General features: G+C 69.0%; 17 protein-coding genes and 2 tRNA genes. 11 read left to right on the top strand and 8 right to left on the bottom strand.

The genetic code is table 11. The features are described 5' to 3' along the window. Positions 1–91: 91 nt before the first annotated feature. The gene (locus tag ACQP2O_RS40800; RefSeq protein WP_433174546.1) at positions 92–424 is read right to left on the bottom strand and encodes a cupin domain-containing protein; all 333 of its coding nucleotides are present in this window, start codon (positions 422–424) and stop codon (positions 92–94) included. Between the two features lie 70 nt (positions 425–494). On the opposite strand from ACQP2O_RS40800, the gene ACQP2O_RS40795 reads away from it, so the two are divergent. Then, positions 495–1,445: a helix-turn-helix domain-containing protein gene (locus ACQP2O_RS40795; RefSeq protein WP_433174545.1), complete on the top strand. Its 951-nt coding sequence runs from the start codon at positions 495–497 to the stop codon at positions 1,443–1,445. A gap of 106 nt (positions 1,446–1,551) precedes the next feature. On the opposite strand, the gene ACQP2O_RS40790 is transcribed toward ACQP2O_RS40795, so the two are convergent. Further along, the gene (locus ACQP2O_RS40790; RefSeq protein WP_433174544.1) at positions 1,552–1,983 is read right to left on the bottom strand and encodes a TIGR03667 family PPOX class F420-dependent oxidoreductase; all 432 of its coding nucleotides are present in this window, start codon (positions 1,981–1,983) and stop codon (positions 1,552–1,554) included. 182 nt (positions 1,984–2,165) lie between these two features. Here ACQP2O_RS40790 and ACQP2O_RS40785 point away from each other — a divergent pair, with 182 nt between their 5' ends. Beyond that, the gene (locus tag ACQP2O_RS40785; protein WP_433174543.1) at positions 2,166–2,339 is read left to right on the top strand and encodes a hypothetical protein; all 174 of its coding nucleotides are present in this window, start codon (positions 2,166–2,168) and stop codon (positions 2,337–2,339) included. Between the two features lie 88 nt (positions 2,340–2,427). Here the strand turns inward: ACQP2O_RS40785 and ACQP2O_RS40780 are convergent, their stop codons facing one another. Continuing rightward, on the bottom strand, positions 2,428–3,585 hold the full coding sequence (locus tag ACQP2O_RS40780) for a hypothetical protein (RefSeq protein WP_433174542.1): 1,158 nt from the start codon (positions 3,583–3,585) through the stop codon (positions 2,428–2,430). A 229-nt stretch (positions 3,586–3,814) separates the two neighbouring features. Between ACQP2O_RS40780 and ACQP2O_RS40775 the strand changes: the two genes are divergently transcribed. Further along, the gene (locus tag ACQP2O_RS40775) at positions 3,815–4,222 is read left to right on the top strand and encodes a phosphoribosyl-AMP cyclohydrolase (protein WP_433174541.1); all 408 of its coding nucleotides are present in this window, start codon (positions 3,815–3,817) and stop codon (positions 4,220–4,222) included. A gap of 174 nt (positions 4,223–4,396) precedes the next feature. Here ACQP2O_RS40775 and ACQP2O_RS40770 read toward each other — a convergent pair. Together ACQP2O_RS40770 and ACQP2O_RS40765 are read right to left on the bottom strand one after the other, a co-directional pair. Then, a tRNA-Gly gene (locus ACQP2O_RS40770) sits at positions 4,397–4,470 on the bottom strand. A gap of 121 nt (positions 4,471–4,591) precedes the next feature. Beyond that, a complete protein-coding gene (locus tag ACQP2O_RS40765) occupies positions 4,592–4,981 on the bottom strand; it encodes a hypothetical protein (RefSeq protein WP_433174539.1) in 390 nt (129 codons plus the stop codon). Between the two features lie 941 nt (positions 4,982–5,922). Here ACQP2O_RS40765 and ACQP2O_RS40760 point away from each other — a divergent pair. Further along, positions 5,923–5,996 (top strand) — tRNA-Pro (locus ACQP2O_RS40760). A gap of 134 nt (positions 5,997–6,130) precedes the next feature. Here ACQP2O_RS40760 and ACQP2O_RS40755 read toward each other — a convergent pair. Further along, positions 6,131–6,583, bottom strand: coding sequence for a YbhB/YbcL family Raf kinase inhibitor-like protein (locus ACQP2O_RS40755; RefSeq protein ID WP_433174538.1), 453 nt, complete (start codon positions 6,581–6,583; stop codon positions 6,131–6,133). A 232-nt stretch (positions 6,584–6,815) separates the two neighbouring features. On the opposite strand from ACQP2O_RS40755, the gene ACQP2O_RS40750 reads away from it, so the two are divergent. Further along, the gene (locus tag ACQP2O_RS40750) at positions 6,816–7,046 is read left to right on the top strand and encodes a hypothetical protein (RefSeq protein ID WP_433174537.1); all 231 of its coding nucleotides are present in this window, start codon (positions 6,816–6,818) and stop codon (positions 7,044–7,046) included. 153 nt (positions 7,047–7,199) lie between these two features. Here the strand turns inward: ACQP2O_RS40750 and ACQP2O_RS40745 are convergent, their stop codons facing one another. Beyond that, complete coding sequence (locus ACQP2O_RS40745) at positions 7,200–7,610, bottom strand: pyridoxamine 5'-phosphate oxidase family protein (RefSeq protein ID WP_433174536.1); 411 nt, start codon at positions 7,608–7,610, stop codon at positions 7,200–7,202. Positions 7,611–7,891: 281 nt separating this feature from the next. Between ACQP2O_RS40745 and ACQP2O_RS40740 the strand changes: the two genes are divergently transcribed. Then, positions 7,892–9,325, top strand: coding sequence for an FGGY family carbohydrate kinase (locus ACQP2O_RS40740; RefSeq protein ID WP_433174535.1), 1,434 nt, complete (start codon positions 7,892–7,894; stop codon positions 9,323–9,325). An 81-nt stretch (positions 9,326–9,406) separates the two neighbouring features. Here ACQP2O_RS40740 and ACQP2O_RS40735 read toward each other — a convergent pair whose 3' ends face one another. After that, on the bottom strand, positions 9,407–9,781 hold the full coding sequence (locus tag ACQP2O_RS40735; RefSeq protein WP_433174534.1) for a hypothetical protein: 375 nt from the start codon (positions 9,779–9,781) through the stop codon (positions 9,407–9,409). 301 nt (positions 9,782–10,082) lie between these two features. Here ACQP2O_RS40735 and tig point away from each other — a divergent pair, with 301 nt between their 5' ends. The 5 genes from tig (at position 10,083) to ACQP2O_RS40710 (ending at position 17,296) form a co-directional block, all read left to right on the top strand. Then, complete coding sequence (gene tig, locus ACQP2O_RS40730) at positions 10,083–11,507, top strand: trigger factor (RefSeq protein WP_433174533.1); 1,425 nt, start codon at positions 10,083–10,085, stop codon at positions 11,505–11,507. A 172-nt stretch (positions 11,508–11,679) separates the two neighbouring features. Next, a complete protein-coding gene (locus ACQP2O_RS40725) occupies positions 11,680–12,318 on the top strand; it encodes an ATP-dependent Clp protease proteolytic subunit (RefSeq protein WP_433174532.1) in 639 nt (212 codons plus the stop codon). Next, positions 12,315–13,001: an ATP-dependent Clp protease proteolytic subunit gene (locus tag ACQP2O_RS40720; protein WP_433174531.1), complete on the top strand. Its 687-nt coding sequence runs from the start codon at positions 12,315–12,317 to the stop codon at positions 12,999–13,001. Before ACQP2O_RS40725 ends, ACQP2O_RS40720 begins: the two co-directional genes overlap by 4 nt. 161 nt (positions 13,002–13,162) lie before the next feature. After that, on the top strand, positions 13,163–14,437 hold the full coding sequence (gene clpX / locus ACQP2O_RS40715; protein WP_433174530.1) for an ATP-dependent Clp protease ATP-binding subunit ClpX: 1,275 nt from the start codon (positions 13,163–13,165) through the stop codon (positions 14,435–14,437). 273 nt (positions 14,438–14,710) lie between these two features. Beyond that, positions 14,711–17,296, top strand: coding sequence for a valine--tRNA ligase (locus tag ACQP2O_RS40710; RefSeq protein WP_433174529.1), 2,586 nt, complete (start codon positions 14,711–14,713; stop codon positions 17,294–17,296). The last annotated feature ends 674 nt before the right edge of the window (positions 17,297–17,970 follow it).

Here is a 17,970-nt window from a genome sequence, read left to right as displayed (position 1 = left end):
AGACATCGGACTACTTATCGGGCACAACCCTAGAATCGGCCCACCTCAAAGCGCCATAGGGGACATACATCCGATCTCGGAGCTCGACGAGCTACCCCTCCGGGTAGAAGAGGAACAGCGTGCAGCCGACCGTCGTCTGCGGGACGTGCGACGAGCCTGCGGGAGCGTGGATGAAGGAGCCGGCCGGGTAGTCCCGGTCGCCGTCGTTGAAGACGCCGGAGACTACGAAGACCTCCTCGGGGCCGGGTTCGTGGACGTCGACGCCCTGCCAGCACGTGTCCGCGTCCATCTCCAGAACATAGGCCTTCGCGCCGTTGTCGCCGCTCCACAGCGGGCGCAGCCGGATGCCCGGGAAGAGCTCGCGGACCGGGGCGTCCTGGACGGCGGACCACACATAGGCAGGCGTGTTCTGTTCTGTCGTCATGGGGTCAGCCTGGCGGCCGGCCGTTGCCCTGCCGAGTGTCAGGAAAGACATCATGCGTTACTTTCCTGCCATGCATCGCGTAGTGGCGCTCGTCCGCCCACCGCAATCGACCTTCGAACTCGCCTGCGCGGCCCAGGTGTTCGGGATCGAGCGGCCAGAACTGCCCACGCGGTACGCCTTCAGCGTGTGCGCGGAGCACCCCGGACCGGTGGCGACGCGCGCCGCGTACGACATGCTCGTGACCGACGGGCTGGACGCACTCGACCGGGCGGACACCGTGATCGTCCCGGGTTGGCTGCCCACCAAGGAGCCACCCTCACCTGCGGTCGTACGGGCACTGCGCCGCGCGCACTCCCGCGGCGCGCGGGTGGTCAGCATCTGCTCCGGCGCCTTCGCGCTGGCGTACGCCGGCCTGCTGGACGGACGACAGGCGACCACCCACTGGGCGCTGGCGGAGGAGCTCGCCGCGTGCTTCCCGCACATTCGGGTCGACTCGAATGTGCTGTACGTGGACCACGGTGACGTCGCCACCAGCGCCGGCGCAGGGGCCGGCATCGACCTGTGCATGCACCTGGTCCGCAGCGACCAGGGCGCCCGGTACGCCGCACATATCGCACGGACCATGGTCATGCCGCCCCACCGCGAGGGCGGGCAGCTGCAGTACTCGGCGCCGCCACACCCCGCGCAGATCGACGGCACGCTCGCGCCGTTGCTGGAGTGGGCCACCAGGAGACTCGGCGAACCGGTGACCATCGAGAGCCTGGCCGCGTACGCGGGCGTCTCAACGCGTACCCTCGCCCGACGGTTCGCCGATCAGCTCGGCACCAGCCCGGGGCAGTGGCTGCTCGCCCAGCGGATCGCCACGGCCCGGGACCTCCTGGAGTCCTCCGACCTCCCATTGGACGCCGTCGCCCGCCGCGTCGGGCTCTCCTCGGCCGCCAATCTCCGCAGGCGCTTCATCAACGCCCTGGGCACAACGCCGGGCGCTTACCGCCGTGCGTTCCGAGCCGAGCCACGATGAAAAGCCGGCCATGGCCTTCACGGTGTAGCGAGTTCGGTGAGCAGACCTCGTAGACGGCTCAAGCACCGCCGGTGACGACGTACGAGCGGGGCACGTGCCCGGTGCGTCAGAAGCCGCGGACGCGGGTGAGGTGGATGCGGACCGGCACCGAGAACCTCTCCGCGAACTTCACGGCGTCACCGAACCGCGCGTCGATGGCCTCGCCGTACTTCTCCAGCCACGCGGGGTTGTCGGACACCGCCGGGTGGTCGTCCAGGATCTCGGCGGTGCCGATGAGGACGACGATGTCGTCGCCGCCGTTGCTGTCGAGGTTGAGCGAGACCAGCGGTTGCCGCCGGATGTTCGTGAGCCGCCTGGCGTCCGTCTGACTGTAGGTCAGCAGGCTGTCGCCGCCGTCCCAGAGGAACCCGACCGGGTTCGGCTGCGGGGTGCCGTCAGGTCCGACGGTCGTCAGCCAGATCGTCATCTCGTCGGTGAGCCGCCGGCGGACGCGTTCGCCGTAGGCGGTGGCCTTATCAGGGATCACTTCGCTCGGCACGGGCTGATCGTACAAGGGGCGCTCGAACAGATCCGGCGCTGATCAGATCAGCACTGAATCGCGCCAGGTCGGGCCTGTACCCGGCTCCATCGATGCGGCCTGGCCGAAGAGCACGGGCCGGGTCGTACGGACGTCATCCGGCGGGTATGCCCCTGAACAGGGACTCCGTAAGGAGGCGTGACATGGCGCTGTTCGTGGCCCTCATCCTTATCGCGGTCGCACTCGGTATCACCGGGTGGGTGGTGAAAGGCCTCTTCTTCCTGCTGATCATCGGAATCTTGGTCTTCCTGGTCGACTTGGTGTTCGGCGGAATCCGGATCGGCCGCCGCCACGCCGGCCCCCGCGCCGAACACTGACGTCCCCGCCGGGCTCCCAAATCTGCCCTGGTCAGAGGCGGTTTGGGGACACGGGGGGACACCTCGTGGTCCGTGCGGGGAGGCAGCGCTAGGAGGCGGGCAGATCGGCGAGGATCGAGCGCAGGATCCTGGCGCGCCGCCGCTCGTCGGCGTCCTGCCAGGCGTGCCCACATGCCGGGCAGCGCCAGTTCGGGTCATCGGGACGGACCTCGCAGCCTCGATCGGAGGCCTCCACCAACCCCAGCTCCAGCGCGCGCATCGTGGCAGATCCGGGGAAATGGAGCCCGCGGACCAGGGGCACCGGCACTTGGGCGCAGCGCGGGCACGGCGGCGGTGACGGGGGCGGCGGAGGCGGCGGTAGCTTGCGGTGGGGGAGCATGAAGGCGTACGCGCGCTGCTTGGCGCAGCCCCGACACCTGCCGGTGAACAGGGAGACCAGGTGGTCGTCCGCTTCGCGGAGCTGATTGCTCCACCGGCTGCGGAACTCTCCGCACGCGCAGGTCCTGTGGGCGACGTCGGTGAGGGCGTCGATGTTGGAGCCGTGAGCTTTCTCGATCGGCGGCATCCGGAAGGCGTCGGGGCCGTCGGCATCAGCGTCCGGGGCGTCGGCATCAGCGAAGCCGTAACTCTTCAGAAGATGCCACGGCGACGACTCGGTGATCTGCCCCGACAGACCGCATTCGATGCAGGCGCCCGGTCCGCCCTGGCCGCCGTGGCACCAGCAGCGCCCGTAGCTGCCGGGTTCCGTGCCGCGGCCGGTGCCGTCACAGTCGAGGCAGGCTCCCCAACCGTGGCACTCGCGGCACAGCACCCCGTAGACCGTGCTGAGGGTGTGTTGGGGCTGCCGCAACTGCCGCCCAGTGGTGAACACCACTGGCGTCCAGCCGGTGAACGTCAGGACTCCAGGTCCGGCGCCCGCATCGATGCTGGTCTTGAAGTCCTCTCGTCTGGCCTCAGCCCAGCCCGTGCCCGGCTCGCGCCCGTATCGGGGCTCGTGAGCCTCCCACCCCGCTGCTCTGAAGGCGTCCACGACATCGTCGATGTCGGGAGAAGCCGGGCGGTCGTCCCCGCCGACAGCGACCAGGAAGAGAAAACGATGACCGACCGGTTCGGGATCATGGAGGCGTACCGGGTCGATCCACTGGCGGACCATGACCGGGCGGCGATCCGAGTAGAGCGTGGCAGCGATCTCCAGCAGAGCGCTCCTCAACCACACGGCCTCCTCGCAGTCGAACCCGACCTGCATGGCGCCACCTCGCCCTGCCAGGCGATACCCGCTGGCTAGATATGTAGACATTCGTGTCTGAGTAAACGCTAGCCGATGCGGCCGATGGAGGCCGCGTAGTCCTCGGCGGCGGCCGTCGTCGGCCCGTCTGCGTGGTGCCGTGATCATCCGCCGGAGTCTGCCCCTGCTGCTGTCATGCCGTCGCGCTTAATCACGTGCTGTCAGTTAGGTCACCGGGCAAGATGAGCCGGTGACCGAACTCGAAGAAGGCACCACGCTCGACCTGGATTTCGGCAAGATCACTGAGGTTGCGGCACGAGGTGTCGCCGTGCTTCCCGTCGTCCTGCAAGACCACGACAGTGGTGACGTCCTCTTCGTGGGATACGCCAACGAGGAAGCCGTGAAGGTATCGCTGCAAGAGCGGATCGCGGTCCTGTGGTCAACCTCGCGTAATGAGCTGTGGCGCAAGGGCGCAACCTCCGGGGACACGCTGTCGCTCGTCGAGGTCCGTGTCAACTGCGAACAGAACTCGCTGCTCTACGTGGTACGTCGGACTACAGGCGGGGCCTGTCACACGCGGTTGCCCTCGGGTTCACCACGGCCTACGTGCTACTACCGGTCGATCACCGACGCGACGGCACTGGAGCACACCCGATGAACGGACAACCCGGCGCCCGTCCCGTGCGAACGGTTCGGAGCTGGTGACGCTGGAGCCGCTCGGAAGGGGCACGCGGAGCCGATCGGGCACGCAACGGGCACGGAAGCGTAAGAAGGCCAGTTGAAGATCAAAGGCCCAGGTCCCGGATTGCCGGTTGACCTGGGCCTTTTCGTTTGGAGCGGGCGACGGGAATCGAACCCGCGTAGCCAGTTTGGAAGACTGGGGCTCTACCATTGAGCTACGCCCGCGTGTGCCGGAGAGAGGCGGACGAGCGCCCATCTCACAACGTCCCTCGCGTAGCGTACCGGTTCCCGAGCCCCCCTTGTGCACATATACCTGGTGACCGCGCCCACGGCCCGGTGGCGGGCGTCAGCGCCGTTGCGCGGGTTTGCGGCGCCGTCGCCGGTCGCGGGCGGGTGGCAGGGTGGTGCCCTCGTCGGCGAACAACTGGGCGAACTGCGCGGGCAGTCTCCGGAACAGCCGGGACGTGCCGAGCGTCAGGACGTACCCCCAGAGGATCATCAGGTTGCGGCACCGGTCGTGCACCTCGGCGTCGCCGACGTTGACGATCGCCAGGACGAACAGGGCCAGCTCCCCGAGAAGGAGGAGCGCTCCCCAGCCGGCCAGCCCGATCAGGCCCCAGATCGCCACGGACGCCGGCACGCGGACGCCGGCGAGGCCGAGGCCCTCGTGTCGGGTCTCGGACAGCCACCATCCCGTCCCGCTCGCTCCGAAGAGCGCGCCTGCGACGTACAGCACATTGCGGGGCCGCCGGGGGCTCCGTCGGGCGTGACGGTGACGCATGGACGAGGGTGCGCCGTCTCCGCGCGGCGCCGGCGAGCTTCTCTCATCCATGGTGGCCGCCGATGACCGTGCGCGGCCCGCCTGGGCCGGAAGCATCAAACCGCCGACCGGCCGGCCGCCGGTGGCGTACGGTAGGACGCGATGGCAAGCTGTGACCGCCGTGAGGCCTGCTCAATGGCGGCAGAACACGCGAAATAGCCATTTCAGAGACTCCCGCGAGCCTTGTCTGTTTCCCCAAACCGGCAGGTTCGATGGAGGAGGGGGCCGCCCGCGTCTACCGCCGGCTGCGCCAACAGTCCCCGGTCGGGAGATGGGGGCGGCCCTGATGCCTTTTTCTGTTGTACGGCGCCTGCGGACGCCGATGACGTTCTTCGCTCGCCGTCGGCGCGACGGGCGGAAACCCGCCGTGGCCGCCGGCGAAAAAATGATCTAGAGCGTCCCTGGGACGCCGTTCTTCATTACTCCCGGTGACGTCCAAGAGGCTCTGAACCCCCGTCAGTGACGGGCCTCCGGGCCTCCCGGACGTGTGACATGTGCAATAGAGTAGCTGATCAGAGCTGCATTGCGGCCATGCATGACGCATTAATTGATCGCACTATTAATAAGATCACTTTTCGCGCCGAGGCGATTACTGACCGTGAATATCGGCTGGTTACAATCCGGGCGAAACGCCTCGGCGGGGAGGTGGAGGCATCACGGAATGACGCCGGAGCTCATTCCTGAATTGGCGTTATATCCGAATTGAGGAGATATTTTCCGGGTCGCTCGGCGCGTCGTGGTGCGCGACGCTCCCCGCGTGCTCCGGATCGAGCCCGGCATGGCCGTGCCGCCGTCACCGTACGTGAGAAGAGTCCGGCAGCCGGGAACGACGGCTTTTCGGTACACTCGATGACTCACGGGCTGTAGCGCAGCTTGGTAGCGCACTGCGTTTGGGTCGCAGGGGTCGGGAGTTCGAATCTCCCCAGCCCGACATTCCGTTCGCGGTAGACGGAACCCCCGGGGTCGAGCCCCGGGGGTTCCGCCGTTCCTCAGGGGGAGCACACCTCGGCCCGCGGTCATGGAAGGTCTTCGCTTCCGCGCGGGTCCGGCAGGTCCACCTGCGGCTCACCTGCCGTAGACGCCGACGAGGGCGCCGGCCGCGATCACCTTGTCCTCGAGCGCCTCGTCCAGATCACCGGCCGAGAACCCCTCCGACAGGCCGGACGGCTCGGCCAGGGCTCGCAACCGGAAGAAGTATCGGTGCGGCCGGTCTCCGGGCGGCGGATGCGGGCCGCCGTACCCGAGACGTCCGTAGTCGTTGCGTCCCGGGACCGCCTCGGGCGGCACGTCGCCCGCCTCCAGGCCCCCGGTCTCCGGAGGGACGCCCGCGAGCAGCCAGTGGACGAACGTGCCGACCGGGGCGTCGGGATCCTCGCAGGTGAGGACGAGCTCGACGGCTTCCTCGGGCACCTCCGACCAACGGAGCGGCGGTGACACGTCCCCAGCCTCGTGAGAATGATCCTTCGGGACCTCCGCGTGGTCGTCGAACGCGGGGCTTCGTAGCGTGATCTCATCCATGGGGGCGTCCTGCCCGCTTCACGCCGTGACGCACCGCGCACGGGCAGCCGATTCTCCGCCCAGGAATCCCCCTGGCGGCCCCGGCCTGGGATACCCCGGCGGCTCCGGCAGGGCTCCAGGCTCTCCGGCCGAGAACTCCCGTTGTGGCCGCTTTGAGGATCGGGCGACGGGGAATCGCTACAGACGGAATCGCGGAAGATGCGACGTCATGACGAGAATCGGGGGATTTCTCATGGCTCACTGTGATGTCTGCGGCAATGAGTACGACAAGGCGTTCACCGTCATCACGGCGGACGGGGTCTCACGGGTGTTCGACAGCATCGAGTGCGCCGCCCACGCGATCGCTCCGGTCTGCGCCCACTGCGGATGCCGGGTTCTCGGGCACGGCGCCGAGGCGGACGAGAGGATCTTCTGCGGCGCGTCGTGTGCCCGTGCGGTCGGCGTCGAGCACGCCCGGGCCTGAAGCCACGCCCGAGCCTGGAGCCCCCCAGGCCTGGAGCCACGCCCGGGCCTGAAGTGCCGAGTGCCTCTCATCCGATCATCCGATCATCCGAAGACCGGAGTGCCTGACGGGCGCCGCCCGCTTGACGGTCTGAACATGCCCGCCGCCGGCCCGTCAGGCCGCCTCGGGCAGGCGGCGCCCGGAGATGAGTTCCGGCCTGATGGCGATGAAGTAGTCGTGCTCGTTCGGCGTCCAGGTGCGGAGTGGAAGGCTGCGCAGCTTGGAGAGTTCGCCGTTCTCCGACACGACGCGCGCGTGCCCCACGATCACCACCGACCACCCGGTGTGGATGGACGGGTCGAACTCGTCGACCTCGAACGCCACCACGGCGTTGCGGGCCGCCGCGGCCAGCTTGGACCCGGACGACGTCCGGATGATCACCTCGCCGCGGGAGACGACGAAGTTGACCGGCTGGATCGCCGGCAGCGCACGGTCCGTGAACACGATCCGCCCCAGAGGCGCCGCCGTGATCAATCGACGACACTCCTCTTCTGACAGGATCTCCAGGCCTCCGGAGTCGTACACGGCCGCCGTCCTAACAGGGTCCACGAGTGCTGGGTGCCTTCGCCTACGACGCTAACGACAACGGAAGCGGGCGCGGCGGGGCGAAGATCCTCGGATCATGGGACGAAGGTCCCTGCGACCACGGACCACCGGCCCGGTACGGCGCGTCACCCGGCGTTGACGACGGGGATCTTCGTGTTACAAGCTCTGCGAACCGTTCCGATTCGGATGTCACGCGGGAGGGGCGGCGGTCCCGGGGGCGAACCGCTCGTGCACCGCCCGAAGCTCCTGAGGAGGCCCCTGTGTTCGTCGGGATCGATGTGGGCACGTCCGTCGTCAAAGCGTCCGCGTTCGACGAGGACGGCGCCGTCACCGCGGTGGTGTCCGAACCGACGCGCCTGGACGTCCGCGACGGGCGTGTCGAACAGGACGTCGAGGAGGTGTACGACGCGGTCGGCACCGTCCTCGGCGCGCTGACCGCCGACGCCGCACCCGCGTTCGTCGGCCTCACCGGCCAGGGGGACGGGGTCTGGCTCGTCGACGAACACGCCCGCCCCGTACGCCGGGCCCTGTCCTGGATGGACGGCCGGGCCGTCGACGTCGTCGCGGAGTGGACGGCCGACGGGATCGCGCAGAAGGTCTTCCGGCGCACCGGGAACACGATGTTCCCCGGCTGCCCCGCGCCGGCCCTGGCCTGGCTCGACCGCCACGAGCCGGAGGCGCTGGACGCCGCCGCCACCGCCGGCTACTGCAAGGACGTCGTCTTCCAGCGCTTCACGGGCGTACGGGCGACGGACGTCTCCGACGCCTCCGTGCCGTTCCTCGACCCGCGGACCCGGACGTACGACGAGGGCGCGGTCGCCGCGTGCGGGCTCGGCCACCGGCGAGACCTGCTCGCGCCGATCGGCGATCCGCTGCCCGTGGGGGAGAGCGCCGCCTTCGGCCTGCGCCCGGGCACCCCGGTCGCCGGCGGCCCGTTCGACCTGCCGGCCTGCGCGATCGGCGCGGGCGTCACCGAACGCGGCGACGGCCTGCTCATCATCGGGACGACGCTCGCCTGCCAGGTCGTGATCGACTCACTGGACCTGTCGGGGGAGCCGACCGGGTTCCACCTCGCGATGCCTTCGCCAGGCCGGTGGCTGCGCGCCATGCCCGCGATGGTGGGCACCGCCGCCCTGGACTGGGTGCTGACGATGACCGGGGTCCGCCACGACGAGGTGTCCGACCTGCTCGGGCAGTCCCCGCCCGGCGCCCACGGCGTCGGCGTGCTGCCGTACTTCGCGCCGTCGGGGGAGCGCGCGCCGTTCGTCGAACCGCGGGCGCGGGCCGAACTGTCCGGAATCAGCCTGGAGACCACCCGCGCGGACCTCGTCCGGGCCACCTGTGAGGGCATCGCGTACGCCGCGCGGCACTGTCTGGAAGCCGCCGGGCTGACCGGCGAGCTCGCGGTGTGCGGCGGCGGCACGAAGAGCGACGCGTGGCTGCGGCTGTTCGCCGACGTCCTCGGCCGCCCGCTGCGCATCGCCGGAGGCGAGGTGGGGGCGCGCGGCGCCGTGCTGGCCGCCGCCGACCGCTTCGGCGTCGGGCTGGACGTCGCCGCCTGGACCCGGCCCGCGGGCGTCCGCGAACCCGACTCCGGCCGCTCCGCGTTCTACGCCGAGGGCTACGCGGCCTACCTGGAGCGGGTGTCGGAGGCCCGTGAGCGCTGGGAAGGGCAGAGGAGGCGCGCAGCCTGACAGCGGGCCGCTGAAACGGCCTTTAGGGCCTGTCTCGGAGTCCCGCTGTCAGGCTGCGCGGCGCCGACTCCGAGACAGGCCCTAAGACCCGTCGCAGGTCCGCTTGAGCTCGGTGGTGGCGCTGATCAACTCGGAGGAGTCGACGCCGGAGCCGGTGCCGTCGGCCGCCGCACGTACCTGTCCGCCGAGCCGGTCGAGGGCGCCGGCCGCTTTGTTCGCGGACTTCTTCAGCTTGCCGTCGGTGCTTTCGGCCTGGTGGCGGAGGGTCGCGGCGCCCGAGGTGTACGCCTGCGCGACGTGGGCCGGATCGTCGACCTGGCTCATCGCCTGCTGCCTGATGTCGGCGAGCGTCCTCTCCAGCCGGCCGCACGCCTTCTTGTCCACGCCGCCGCAGCCGGCGGTGGTCAGGGCCAGCGCTGCGATCAGGCATGCGCCGATGACCCGCGTCTCGAGCATCGGAGCATCATGGCATGACATTTACGAATTCGTGGCTGATCCTTGGGCTCCACCGTGGAGATCCCCGCGCTGAACGCCTCGATGACGGCCGGTCGCGCCTCAGGTAGAAGCGCCCTTTCGCAATACTTGGGCCCGCATTGCCGCCCCGACTGTCCGCAGACGTGCTCGAACGCCATAGACTTGGCGCGCGAAGGCGCGCGGTGCCCGCATTCGGCGTGCCCGCGTCCCGGCTGGAGAACGCAGCCGCCCACGACATCCAACGTGAAATCCGTGCCGCGGCCGGATCAAGGAGACCGCCCCAGTGAAGACCGATGTTGAGGAGCTGAGCCCGACCCGGGTCAAGCTCACCGTCGAGGTGCCCTTCGACGAGCTGAAGCCCAACCTCGACAAGGCGTACAAGGAGCTCTCGCAGCAGGTTCGCCTGAAGGGGTTCCGCCCCGGCAAGGTGCCGGCTCGCCTGATCGACCAGTACGTCGGGCGGGGCGCGGTCCTGCAGGAGGCGGTTAACGACGCGCTGCCGGACCTGTACGGCCGCGCGGTCCAGGAGAGCGAGGTCTTCGCCCTCGGCCAGCCCGACGTGGAGATCACCGAGCTCGAGGACAACGCGCAGTTCGCGTTCACCGCCGAGGTGGACATCCGGCCGAAGTTCGAGGTGCCGGACTACGATGGCCTGGAGATCACCGTCGACTCGGTCGAGGTGACCGACGAGGAGATCGACGAGACGATCTCCAACCTCCGCGAGCGGTTCGCGACGCTGACGAACGCCGACCGTCCCGCCCAGGAGGGTGACTTCGCCTCCATCGACCTCGCCGCGAAGATCGATGGCGAGGACGTCGAGGACGCCCGCACCAGCGGCTACTCGTACGAGGTCGGCAGCAACTCCTCCATCGACGGGTTGGACGAGCAGCTGACCGGCATGAACGCCGAGGAGTCGAAGACCTTCACCTCCGCCCTGGTCGGCGGCGAGCGCGCCGGCGAGGAGGCCGAGGTCACGGTCACCGTGCAGAGCGTGAAGATCAAGGAGCTGCCCGAGCTCGACGACGAGTTCGCCCAGCTCGCCAGCGAGTTCGACACGATCGACGAGCTCCGTGAGGACGTCCGCAAGCGCCTGGAGAACCAGAAGCGCGCCCAGCAGCTCGGCCAGGCGCGCGACAAGGCGCTCGAGGCGCTCATGGACAAGATCGACATCCCGCTCCCGGACAGCGTGATCGAGGCCGAGGTCGAGCGCCGCAACGAGCAGCTCGACCAGCAGCTGCAGATGTACGGCCTGGACCGGGAGAAGTACCTCGAGCAGCAGGAGCAGAGCGCCGAGGAGTACGACGAGGAGCTCGCGAAGGACGCCCGTGACGCGGTCAAGGGCGGCTTCATCCTCGACCAGCTCGCCCTCCAGGAGGAGCTGACCGTCGAGAACGAGGAGCTCACCGAGTACGTCGTCTCCAACGCCATGCAGATGGGCGTGCAGCCCGACGTCCTGGCGCGGCACCTGACCGAGAACAACCAGATCCCGGCCGTCGTGTCCGAGGTCCTGCGCAGCAAGGCCCTCAACCTCGTCGTCGAGCACGTCAAGGCCGCCGACGAGAACGGCAACGAGGTCGACCTGGCGGCGCTGCAGCGGCAGCTCTCCGGCGAGACCGAGGACGAGGCCGAGGACGCGGAGGCCACCGAGGCCGCCGCCGACGAGGCCGGCGAGAAGGCCGAGACGGAAACCGAGAAGACGGACGCCTGATCGGTCCGAATCCCCGGACGGGCCGGTGCCATGGGCACCGGCCCGTCCGTATTCCCGTAACCGGCCTCCACGCCGACAGCGAACAAGCCACCCTCGCGGCTTAAGCCCCCGCTCCAGCGCGTTAATGTCGCAATCAACCGACCACGAACAACGAACCGGAGCAGGTGACGCAGTGACCACGCCTCCGACCTTCGACCGTCCGGCGCGCGTTGACGCGCGTACGGCCGAGGCGCCCCTTCTGCCGTTGGGAGACCAGCTTTATCAGCGGCTGCTGCGCGAGCGCATCGTCTTCCTCGGTCAGCAGGTCGATGACGACATTTCGAACCGCATCTGCTCGGAGCTGCTGCTGCTGGCGGCCGAGGACTCCCGGCGCGACATCTACCTGTACGTCAACTCGCCGGGCGGCTCGGTGACCGCCGGCATGGCGATCTACGACATGATGCAGTACGTCCCGAACGACGTCGCGACGGTCGGCATGGGCCTGGCCGCCTCGATGGGGCAGTTCCTGCTCTGCGCCGGCACCGCGGGCAAGCGCTACGCCCTGCCGCACGCGCGCATCATGATGCACCAGCCGTCCGGCGGCATCGGCGGTACGGCCGCCGACATCAGGATCCAGGCCGAGCAGATGCTGTACGTGAAGACGACGCTCGCCGAGCGCATCGCCTTCCACACCGGTCAGCCGATCGAGCAGATCCAGACCGACTCCGACCGTGACCGCTGGTTCACCGCGGAAGAGGCGAAGGACTACGGCTTCATCGACCACGTCGTGCACAACGCCAACCAGGTCGCCTCGGAAGGCGCGGTGTCATGACTTTCGACCCGAGGGGACTGAACACCGTGAGCCAGGAGATCCGGGCGGGCCTGCAGCCCGCGGAGAGCCGCTACATCATCCCGTCCTTCGTCGAGCGCACCACGTACGGCGTCAAGGAGATGAATCCGTACAACAAGCTCTTCGAGGAGCGGATCATCTTCCTGGGCGTGCAGATCGACGACGCCTCGGCCAACGACGTCATGGCCCAGCTGTTCACGCTCGAGTCGATCGACCCCGAGCGTGACATCAGCATCTACATCAACTCGCCGGGCGGCTCGTACACCGCCATGACGGCGATCTACGACACGATGCAGTTCGTCCGGTGCGACATCCAGACGGTGTGCATCGGCCAGGCCGCGTCGGCGGCCGCGGTGCTGCTGGCGGCCGGGACGCCGGGCAAGCGGGCGGCGCTGCCGCACTCGCGGATCCTGATCCACCAGCCGGCCACCGAGGGCGGCTACGGCCAGGCGAGCGACATCGAGATCCAGGCGAACGAGATCCTCCGGATCCGTGAGGAGATGGAGACCATCCTGTCCAAGCACAGTGGCCAGGACGTGGAGAAGGTTCGCCGTGACATCGAGCGCGACCGCTTCCTGACCGCCGCGGAGGCCAAGGAGTACGGTCTGGTCGATGACATCATCGCCAGCCGCAAGAAGCGCGCTTCCGAGGTAGTGTCGTCATAAGCGGACCTGTGGGTGATCCGACGGTGTCCGCCAGATAGACCACGCCAGAGGGCTCACTCACGGTCCAGGAGACGGTAACGTCGAGACACAACGTCGAGAGCCTCAGCACGCTCCCTCGCCCCGCTCTCAGCGGGTGAGCGGCCCCACGAAAAGGAGACAGGGTGGCACGCATCGGCGACGGTGGTGACCTGCTCAAGTGCTCGTTCTGCGGCAAGAGCCAGAAGCAGGTCAAGAAGCTCATCGCGGGTCCGGGCGTGTACATCTGCGACGAGTGCATCGATCTTTGTAACGAGATCATCGAGGAGGAGCTCTCCGAGTCCTCCGATCTCAAGTGGGACAACCTGCCGAAGCCACGGGAGATCTTCGAGTTTCTGGACTCGTACGTGATCGGGCAGGACAAGGCGAAGAAGGCCCTGTCCGTGGCGGTGTACAACCACTACAAGCGGATCCAGTCGGGCAGCGGCGGCCGGGATGAGAACATCGAGCTCTCCAAGTCGAACATCCTGCTGCTGGGCCCGACCGGTTCCGGAAAGACGCTCCTCGCGCAGACGCTCGCCAAACTGCTCAATGTTCCGTTCGCCATCGCCGACGCGACCGCCCTCACCGAGGCGGGCTATGTCGGCGAAGACGTCGAGAACATCCTGCTGAAGCTGATCCAGGCCGCCGACTACGACGTCAAGAAGGCCGAGACCGGCATCATCTACATCGACGAGGTGGACAAGGTCGCTCGCAAGAGCGAGAACCCCTCGATCACGCGGGACGTCTCGGGGGAGGGCGTCCAGCAGGCGTTGCTGAAGATCCTGGAGGGCACGACCGCGAGCGTTCCGCCGCAGGGCGGCCGCAAGCATCCCCACCAGGAGTTCATCCAGATCGACACGACGAACGTGCTGTTCATCTGCGGCGGCGCGTTCGCCGGCCTGGAGAAGATCGTCGAGCAGCGCGTCGGCAAGCAGGGCATCGGATTCAACGCCGTCCTGCGCACCAAGGACGACGGTGACGACACCGCCGACCTGTTCGCCGACGTCATGCCCGAGGACCTCCTCAAGTTCGGCATGATCCCCGAGTTCGTCGGCCGGCTGCCGGTGATCACGAGCGTGCACAATCTCGACCGTGAGGCGCTGATCAGCATCCTCACCGAGCCGCGCAACGCCCTGGTCAAGCAGTACCACCGGCTGTTCGAGCTCGACGGGGTCGACCTGGAGTTCACCGACGACGCCCTCGAGGCCATCGCCGACCAGGCGATCCTGCGCGGCACCGGCGCTCGCGGCCTGCGCGCCATCATGGAGGAGGTTCTCCTCTCCGTGATGTACGAGGTGCCGAGCCGCGCCGACGTCGCCCGCGTCGTGATCACTCGCGAGGCGGTCCTCGAGCACGTCAACCCGACGCTGGTCCCGCGCGAGCGCAACAAGCGCGAGCCGCGCGAGAAGTCGGCCTGATCGGACCCGTCGGCGGCCGACCGGACACGTGCCGCCGACGGAGCGTCCGCGCCGCAGGTTGCCTGCACGCGGCCACGCCACAGCGGCTGCGGCAGGCCCGACCGCCTCTCCGCCTCGCGGAGAGGCGGCCTCGAACCGTACCCAGTGGCGCCTGTCCTGGCCCACGAAACGCCAGACCCCTAAAGACGGCGGCGGGCCGAGCGCATCGCTGAAAGATCCGGATCTGCGGGGTGCGGCCACGGGACCGCCCGAACGTCTCTAGACTTTTTCCTCGTGACTTCGCGTGCTGACCTGCCGACTCAATACACCCCGGCCGATGTCGAGGGGCGACTCTACGAACGCTGGATCGACGGCGGCCACTTCACCCCGGACGCCGTACCCGGCAAGCCGCACTTCTCGATCGTCATCCCGCCGCCGAACGTCACGGGCTCCCTGCACGTCGGCCACGCGCTGGACCACTCGATCCAGGACGCGCTGATCCGCTGGCAGCGGATGCGGGGCGTCGCGACGCTGTGGCTGCCCGGCATGGACCACGCCGGCATCGCCACCCAGAACGTCGTGGAGCGGCAGCTCGCGGCGGAGGGCCTGTCCCGGCACGACCTCGGCCGCGAGGCCTTCGTCAAGAAGGTCTGGGAGTGGAAGGCCGAGTCCGGCGGCAAGATCCTCGGCCAGATGCGCCGCCTCGGCGACAGCGTCGACTGGAGCCGCGAGCGGTTCACGATGGACGAGGGCCTCTCCCGAGCGGTCCTCACCATCTTCAAGCGCCTGTACGACGACGGCCTCATCTACCGCGCCGAGCGCATCATCAACTGGTGCCCGCGCTGCCTCACGGCGCTCTCCGACATCGAGGTCGAGCACTCCGACGACGAGGGCGAGCTCGTCTCCATCCGCTACGGCGAGGGCGACGCGTCGATCGTCGTCGCGACCACGCGCGCCGAGACCATGCTCGGCGACACGGCCGTGGCCGTGCACCCCGACGACGAGCGGTACTCCCACCTGATCGGCACGGAGATCGAGCTGCCGCTGACCGGCCGCCGCATCCCGATCGTCGCCGACGCGCACGTCGACCCGGCGTTCGGCACCGGCGCCGTCAAGGTGACGCCCGCCCACGACCCGAACGACTTCGAGATCGGCCGCCGCCACGACCTGCCCTCCATCACGATGATGGACGAGCGTGGCGTGATCACCGCGCACGGCCCGTTCCAGGGACTGGACCGGCTCGAGGCGCGCCCGGCGGTCGTCGCCGCACTCCGCGAGCAGGGCCGGATCGTCGCCGAGAAGCGCCCGTACGTCCACGCGGTCGGCCACTGCTCACGCTGCAAGACGGTGGTCGAGCCACGGGTGTCGCTGCAGTGGTTCGTCAAGGTCGCCCCGCTGGCCAAGGCCGCCGGCGACGCCGTCCGCGACGGCCGGGTCCGGATCGTGCCGGAGGAGATGGCCCCGCGTTACTTCGAGTGGGTCGACAACATGCACGACTGGTGCATCAGCCGTCAGCTGTGGTGGGGCCACCGCATCCCGGTCTGGTACGGCCCCGACGGCGAGACGACCTGCGTCGGCCCCGGCGAGGAGGCGCCGGAGGGCTGGACGCAGGACACCGACGTGCTCGACACGTGGTTCTCGTCGGGGCTGTGGCCGTTCTCCACGCTGGGCTGGCCCGACGACACCCCCGAACTGCGGGCGTTCTACCCGACGTCCGTGCTGGTCACCGGGTACGACATCCTGTTCTTCTGGGTCGCCCGGATGATGATGTTCGGCCTGTACGCCATGGACGGCGTCGAGCCGTTCAAGGTCATCGCGCTGCACGGCATGGTGCGCGACCAGTACGGCAAGAAGATGTCCAAGTCGTTCGGCAACGTCGTCGACCCGCTCGACTGGATCGACCGGTACGGCGCGGACGCGACCCGCTTCACGCTCCTGCGCGGCGCCAACCCCGGCAGCGACGTCGCCGTCAGCGAGGAGTGGGCGCAGGGCTCCCGTAACTTCTGCAACAAGCTCTGGAACGCCACCCGGTTCGCCCTCATCAACGGCGCGACCAGCCCGGCCGGCGGCGTCGGCGTGGTCGGCGAGGGACTGCCCGCGGACCTGACCGTCGCCGACCGCTGGATCGTCTCCCGCCTCTCGTCGGTGGTCTCCGATGTGGAGGGGCACTTCGAGCGGTTCGAGTTCGCCAAGGCGTGCGAGACGCTGTACCACTTCGCCTGGGACGAGTTCTGCGACTGGTACGTCGAACTGTCCAAGGTGCCGGGGATGAGCACCGATGCCTCCGCCGTCCTCGGGCACGTGCTCGACGTCCTGCTGCGCCTGCTGCACCCGCTGACGCCTTTCGTCACCGAGGAGCTGTGGACGGCCCTGACGGGCGGCGAGACCCTCGTCGCGGCGTCCTGGCCGCGGCCCGGCACGTTCTCCGACCCCGGTGCCGAGGCGGAGATCGCCGGGTTCCAGCGGCTCGTCACCGAGGTCCGCCGCTTCCGCGCCGACCAGGGCCTCAAGCCGGGCCAGCGGGTCGCGGCCGCGCTGGAGGGCATCGACCCCGCGTACGAGGAGGCGGCCCGGACCCTCCTGCGCCTCACGCCCCCGGAAGACGGTTTCAGCCCCACGGCGTCTCTGCCCGTCGACGGCGTCACCGTCCGCCTGGACACCGCCGGCGCGATCGACGTCGCGGCGGAGCGCGCGCGCCTGGAGAAGGACCTCGCGGCGGCCGGCAAGGAGATCGCTCAGGCCGAGGGGAAGCTCGGCAACGAGCAGTTCATGGCGAAGGCGCCGGAGAAGGTCGTCGCCAAGACCCGCAGCCGCCTCGAGCAGGCCCGCACCGACGTGACCCGGCTCGAGGCCCAACTGGCGGCCCTCCCGACCGCCTGAACGCCCTGCGGGCCCTTCGCGGCCCGTTCCCGCAGCCACGAGGCCGGCTCACCCTGACCGCAAGGTCGGGATGAGCCGGCCTCGTGCGCATGGCGGCTCAGGCGGCCGTGGAGTGGCGTCTCGTGGAGGGTGGCGCTCCAGCGCTCTGGGTGGCCCGGCCTCCACGCGAGTCGTGGAGTGGTGGTCCTTCAGCGCCCTGGCAGGCTCGGCCTCCATACGAGCGCCTCAGCCGGGGTCCGGGTCGGTGGAGTATGCGGCGGGCTCGTCGTTGACCTTGCATCCACAGACTCATGCCATAGCCGAGCGGGTGGTCGGGGTAGAGCACCGGCAGGTCGCTCTCGGTGGAAGCGAAGTCCCGTCGAACGTCCGGCAGCTGTAGTTCCTCGCCCCTGCGCAGCCGCGGCCCCCGCAAGGTCGCGGGAACGGCGGCGTCGAAGAAGAACTCGTTGAGCAGGAGGCGGATGTGATCACGCCGGCTGTAGACGAAGAAGGTCGTCCAGCTCAGCTGGGTCGAAAACTGCCGTTCCAGGATGTAGCAGGACGCGGCCTCAGCGCTCGCGGCCGTCGGAATCCCTCCACGGGCGCATGTTGATCACGGACTTACAGCGGCCGATGGCACTCCATGCGGCCTCAGGCGGGCGGAGACGGCAGCTCGCTGTGGGTCCGGGCACTGC

Origin of the sequence: Actinoallomurus sp. CA-150999 (assembly GCF_050942425.1) — a bacterium.
Lineage (GTDB): Bacteria > Actinomycetota > Actinomycetes > Streptosporangiales > Streptosporangiaceae > Actinoallomurus.
This window is presented reverse-complemented; position numbering and strand designations above follow the sequence as displayed.

Bases quoted from the DNA above. Each gene is read 5' to 3' on its own strand.
- ACQP2O_RS40800 (WP_433174546.1), bottom strand. From the start codon at position 424: ATGACGACAGAACAGAACACGCCTGCCTATGTGTGGTCCGCCGTCCAG.
- ACQP2O_RS40795 (WP_433174545.1), top strand. From the start codon at position 495: ATGCATCGCGTAGTGGCGCTCGTCCGCCCACCGCAATCGACCTTCGAA.
- ACQP2O_RS40785 (WP_433174543.1), top strand. From the start codon at position 2,166: ATGGCGCTGTTCGTGGCCCTCATCCTTATCGCGGTCGCACTCGGTATC.
- ACQP2O_RS40780 (WP_433174542.1), bottom strand. From the start codon at position 3,585: ATGCAGGTCGGGTTCGACTGCGAGGAGGCCGTGTGGTTGAGGAGCGCT.
- ACQP2O_RS40755 (WP_433174538.1), bottom strand. From the start codon at position 6,583: ATGGATGAGATCACGCTACGAAGCCCCGCGTTCGACGACCACGCGGAG.
- ACQP2O_RS40750 (WP_433174537.1), top strand. From the start codon at position 6,816: ATGGCTCACTGTGATGTCTGCGGCAATGAGTACGACAAGGCGTTCACC.
- ACQP2O_RS40735 (WP_433174534.1), bottom strand. From the start codon at position 9,781: ATGCTCGAGACGCGGGTCATCGGCGCATGCCTGATCGCAGCGCTGGCC.
- ACQP2O_RS40720 (WP_433174531.1), top strand. From the start codon at position 12,315: ATGACTTTCGACCCGAGGGGACTGAACACCGTGAGCCAGGAGATCCGG.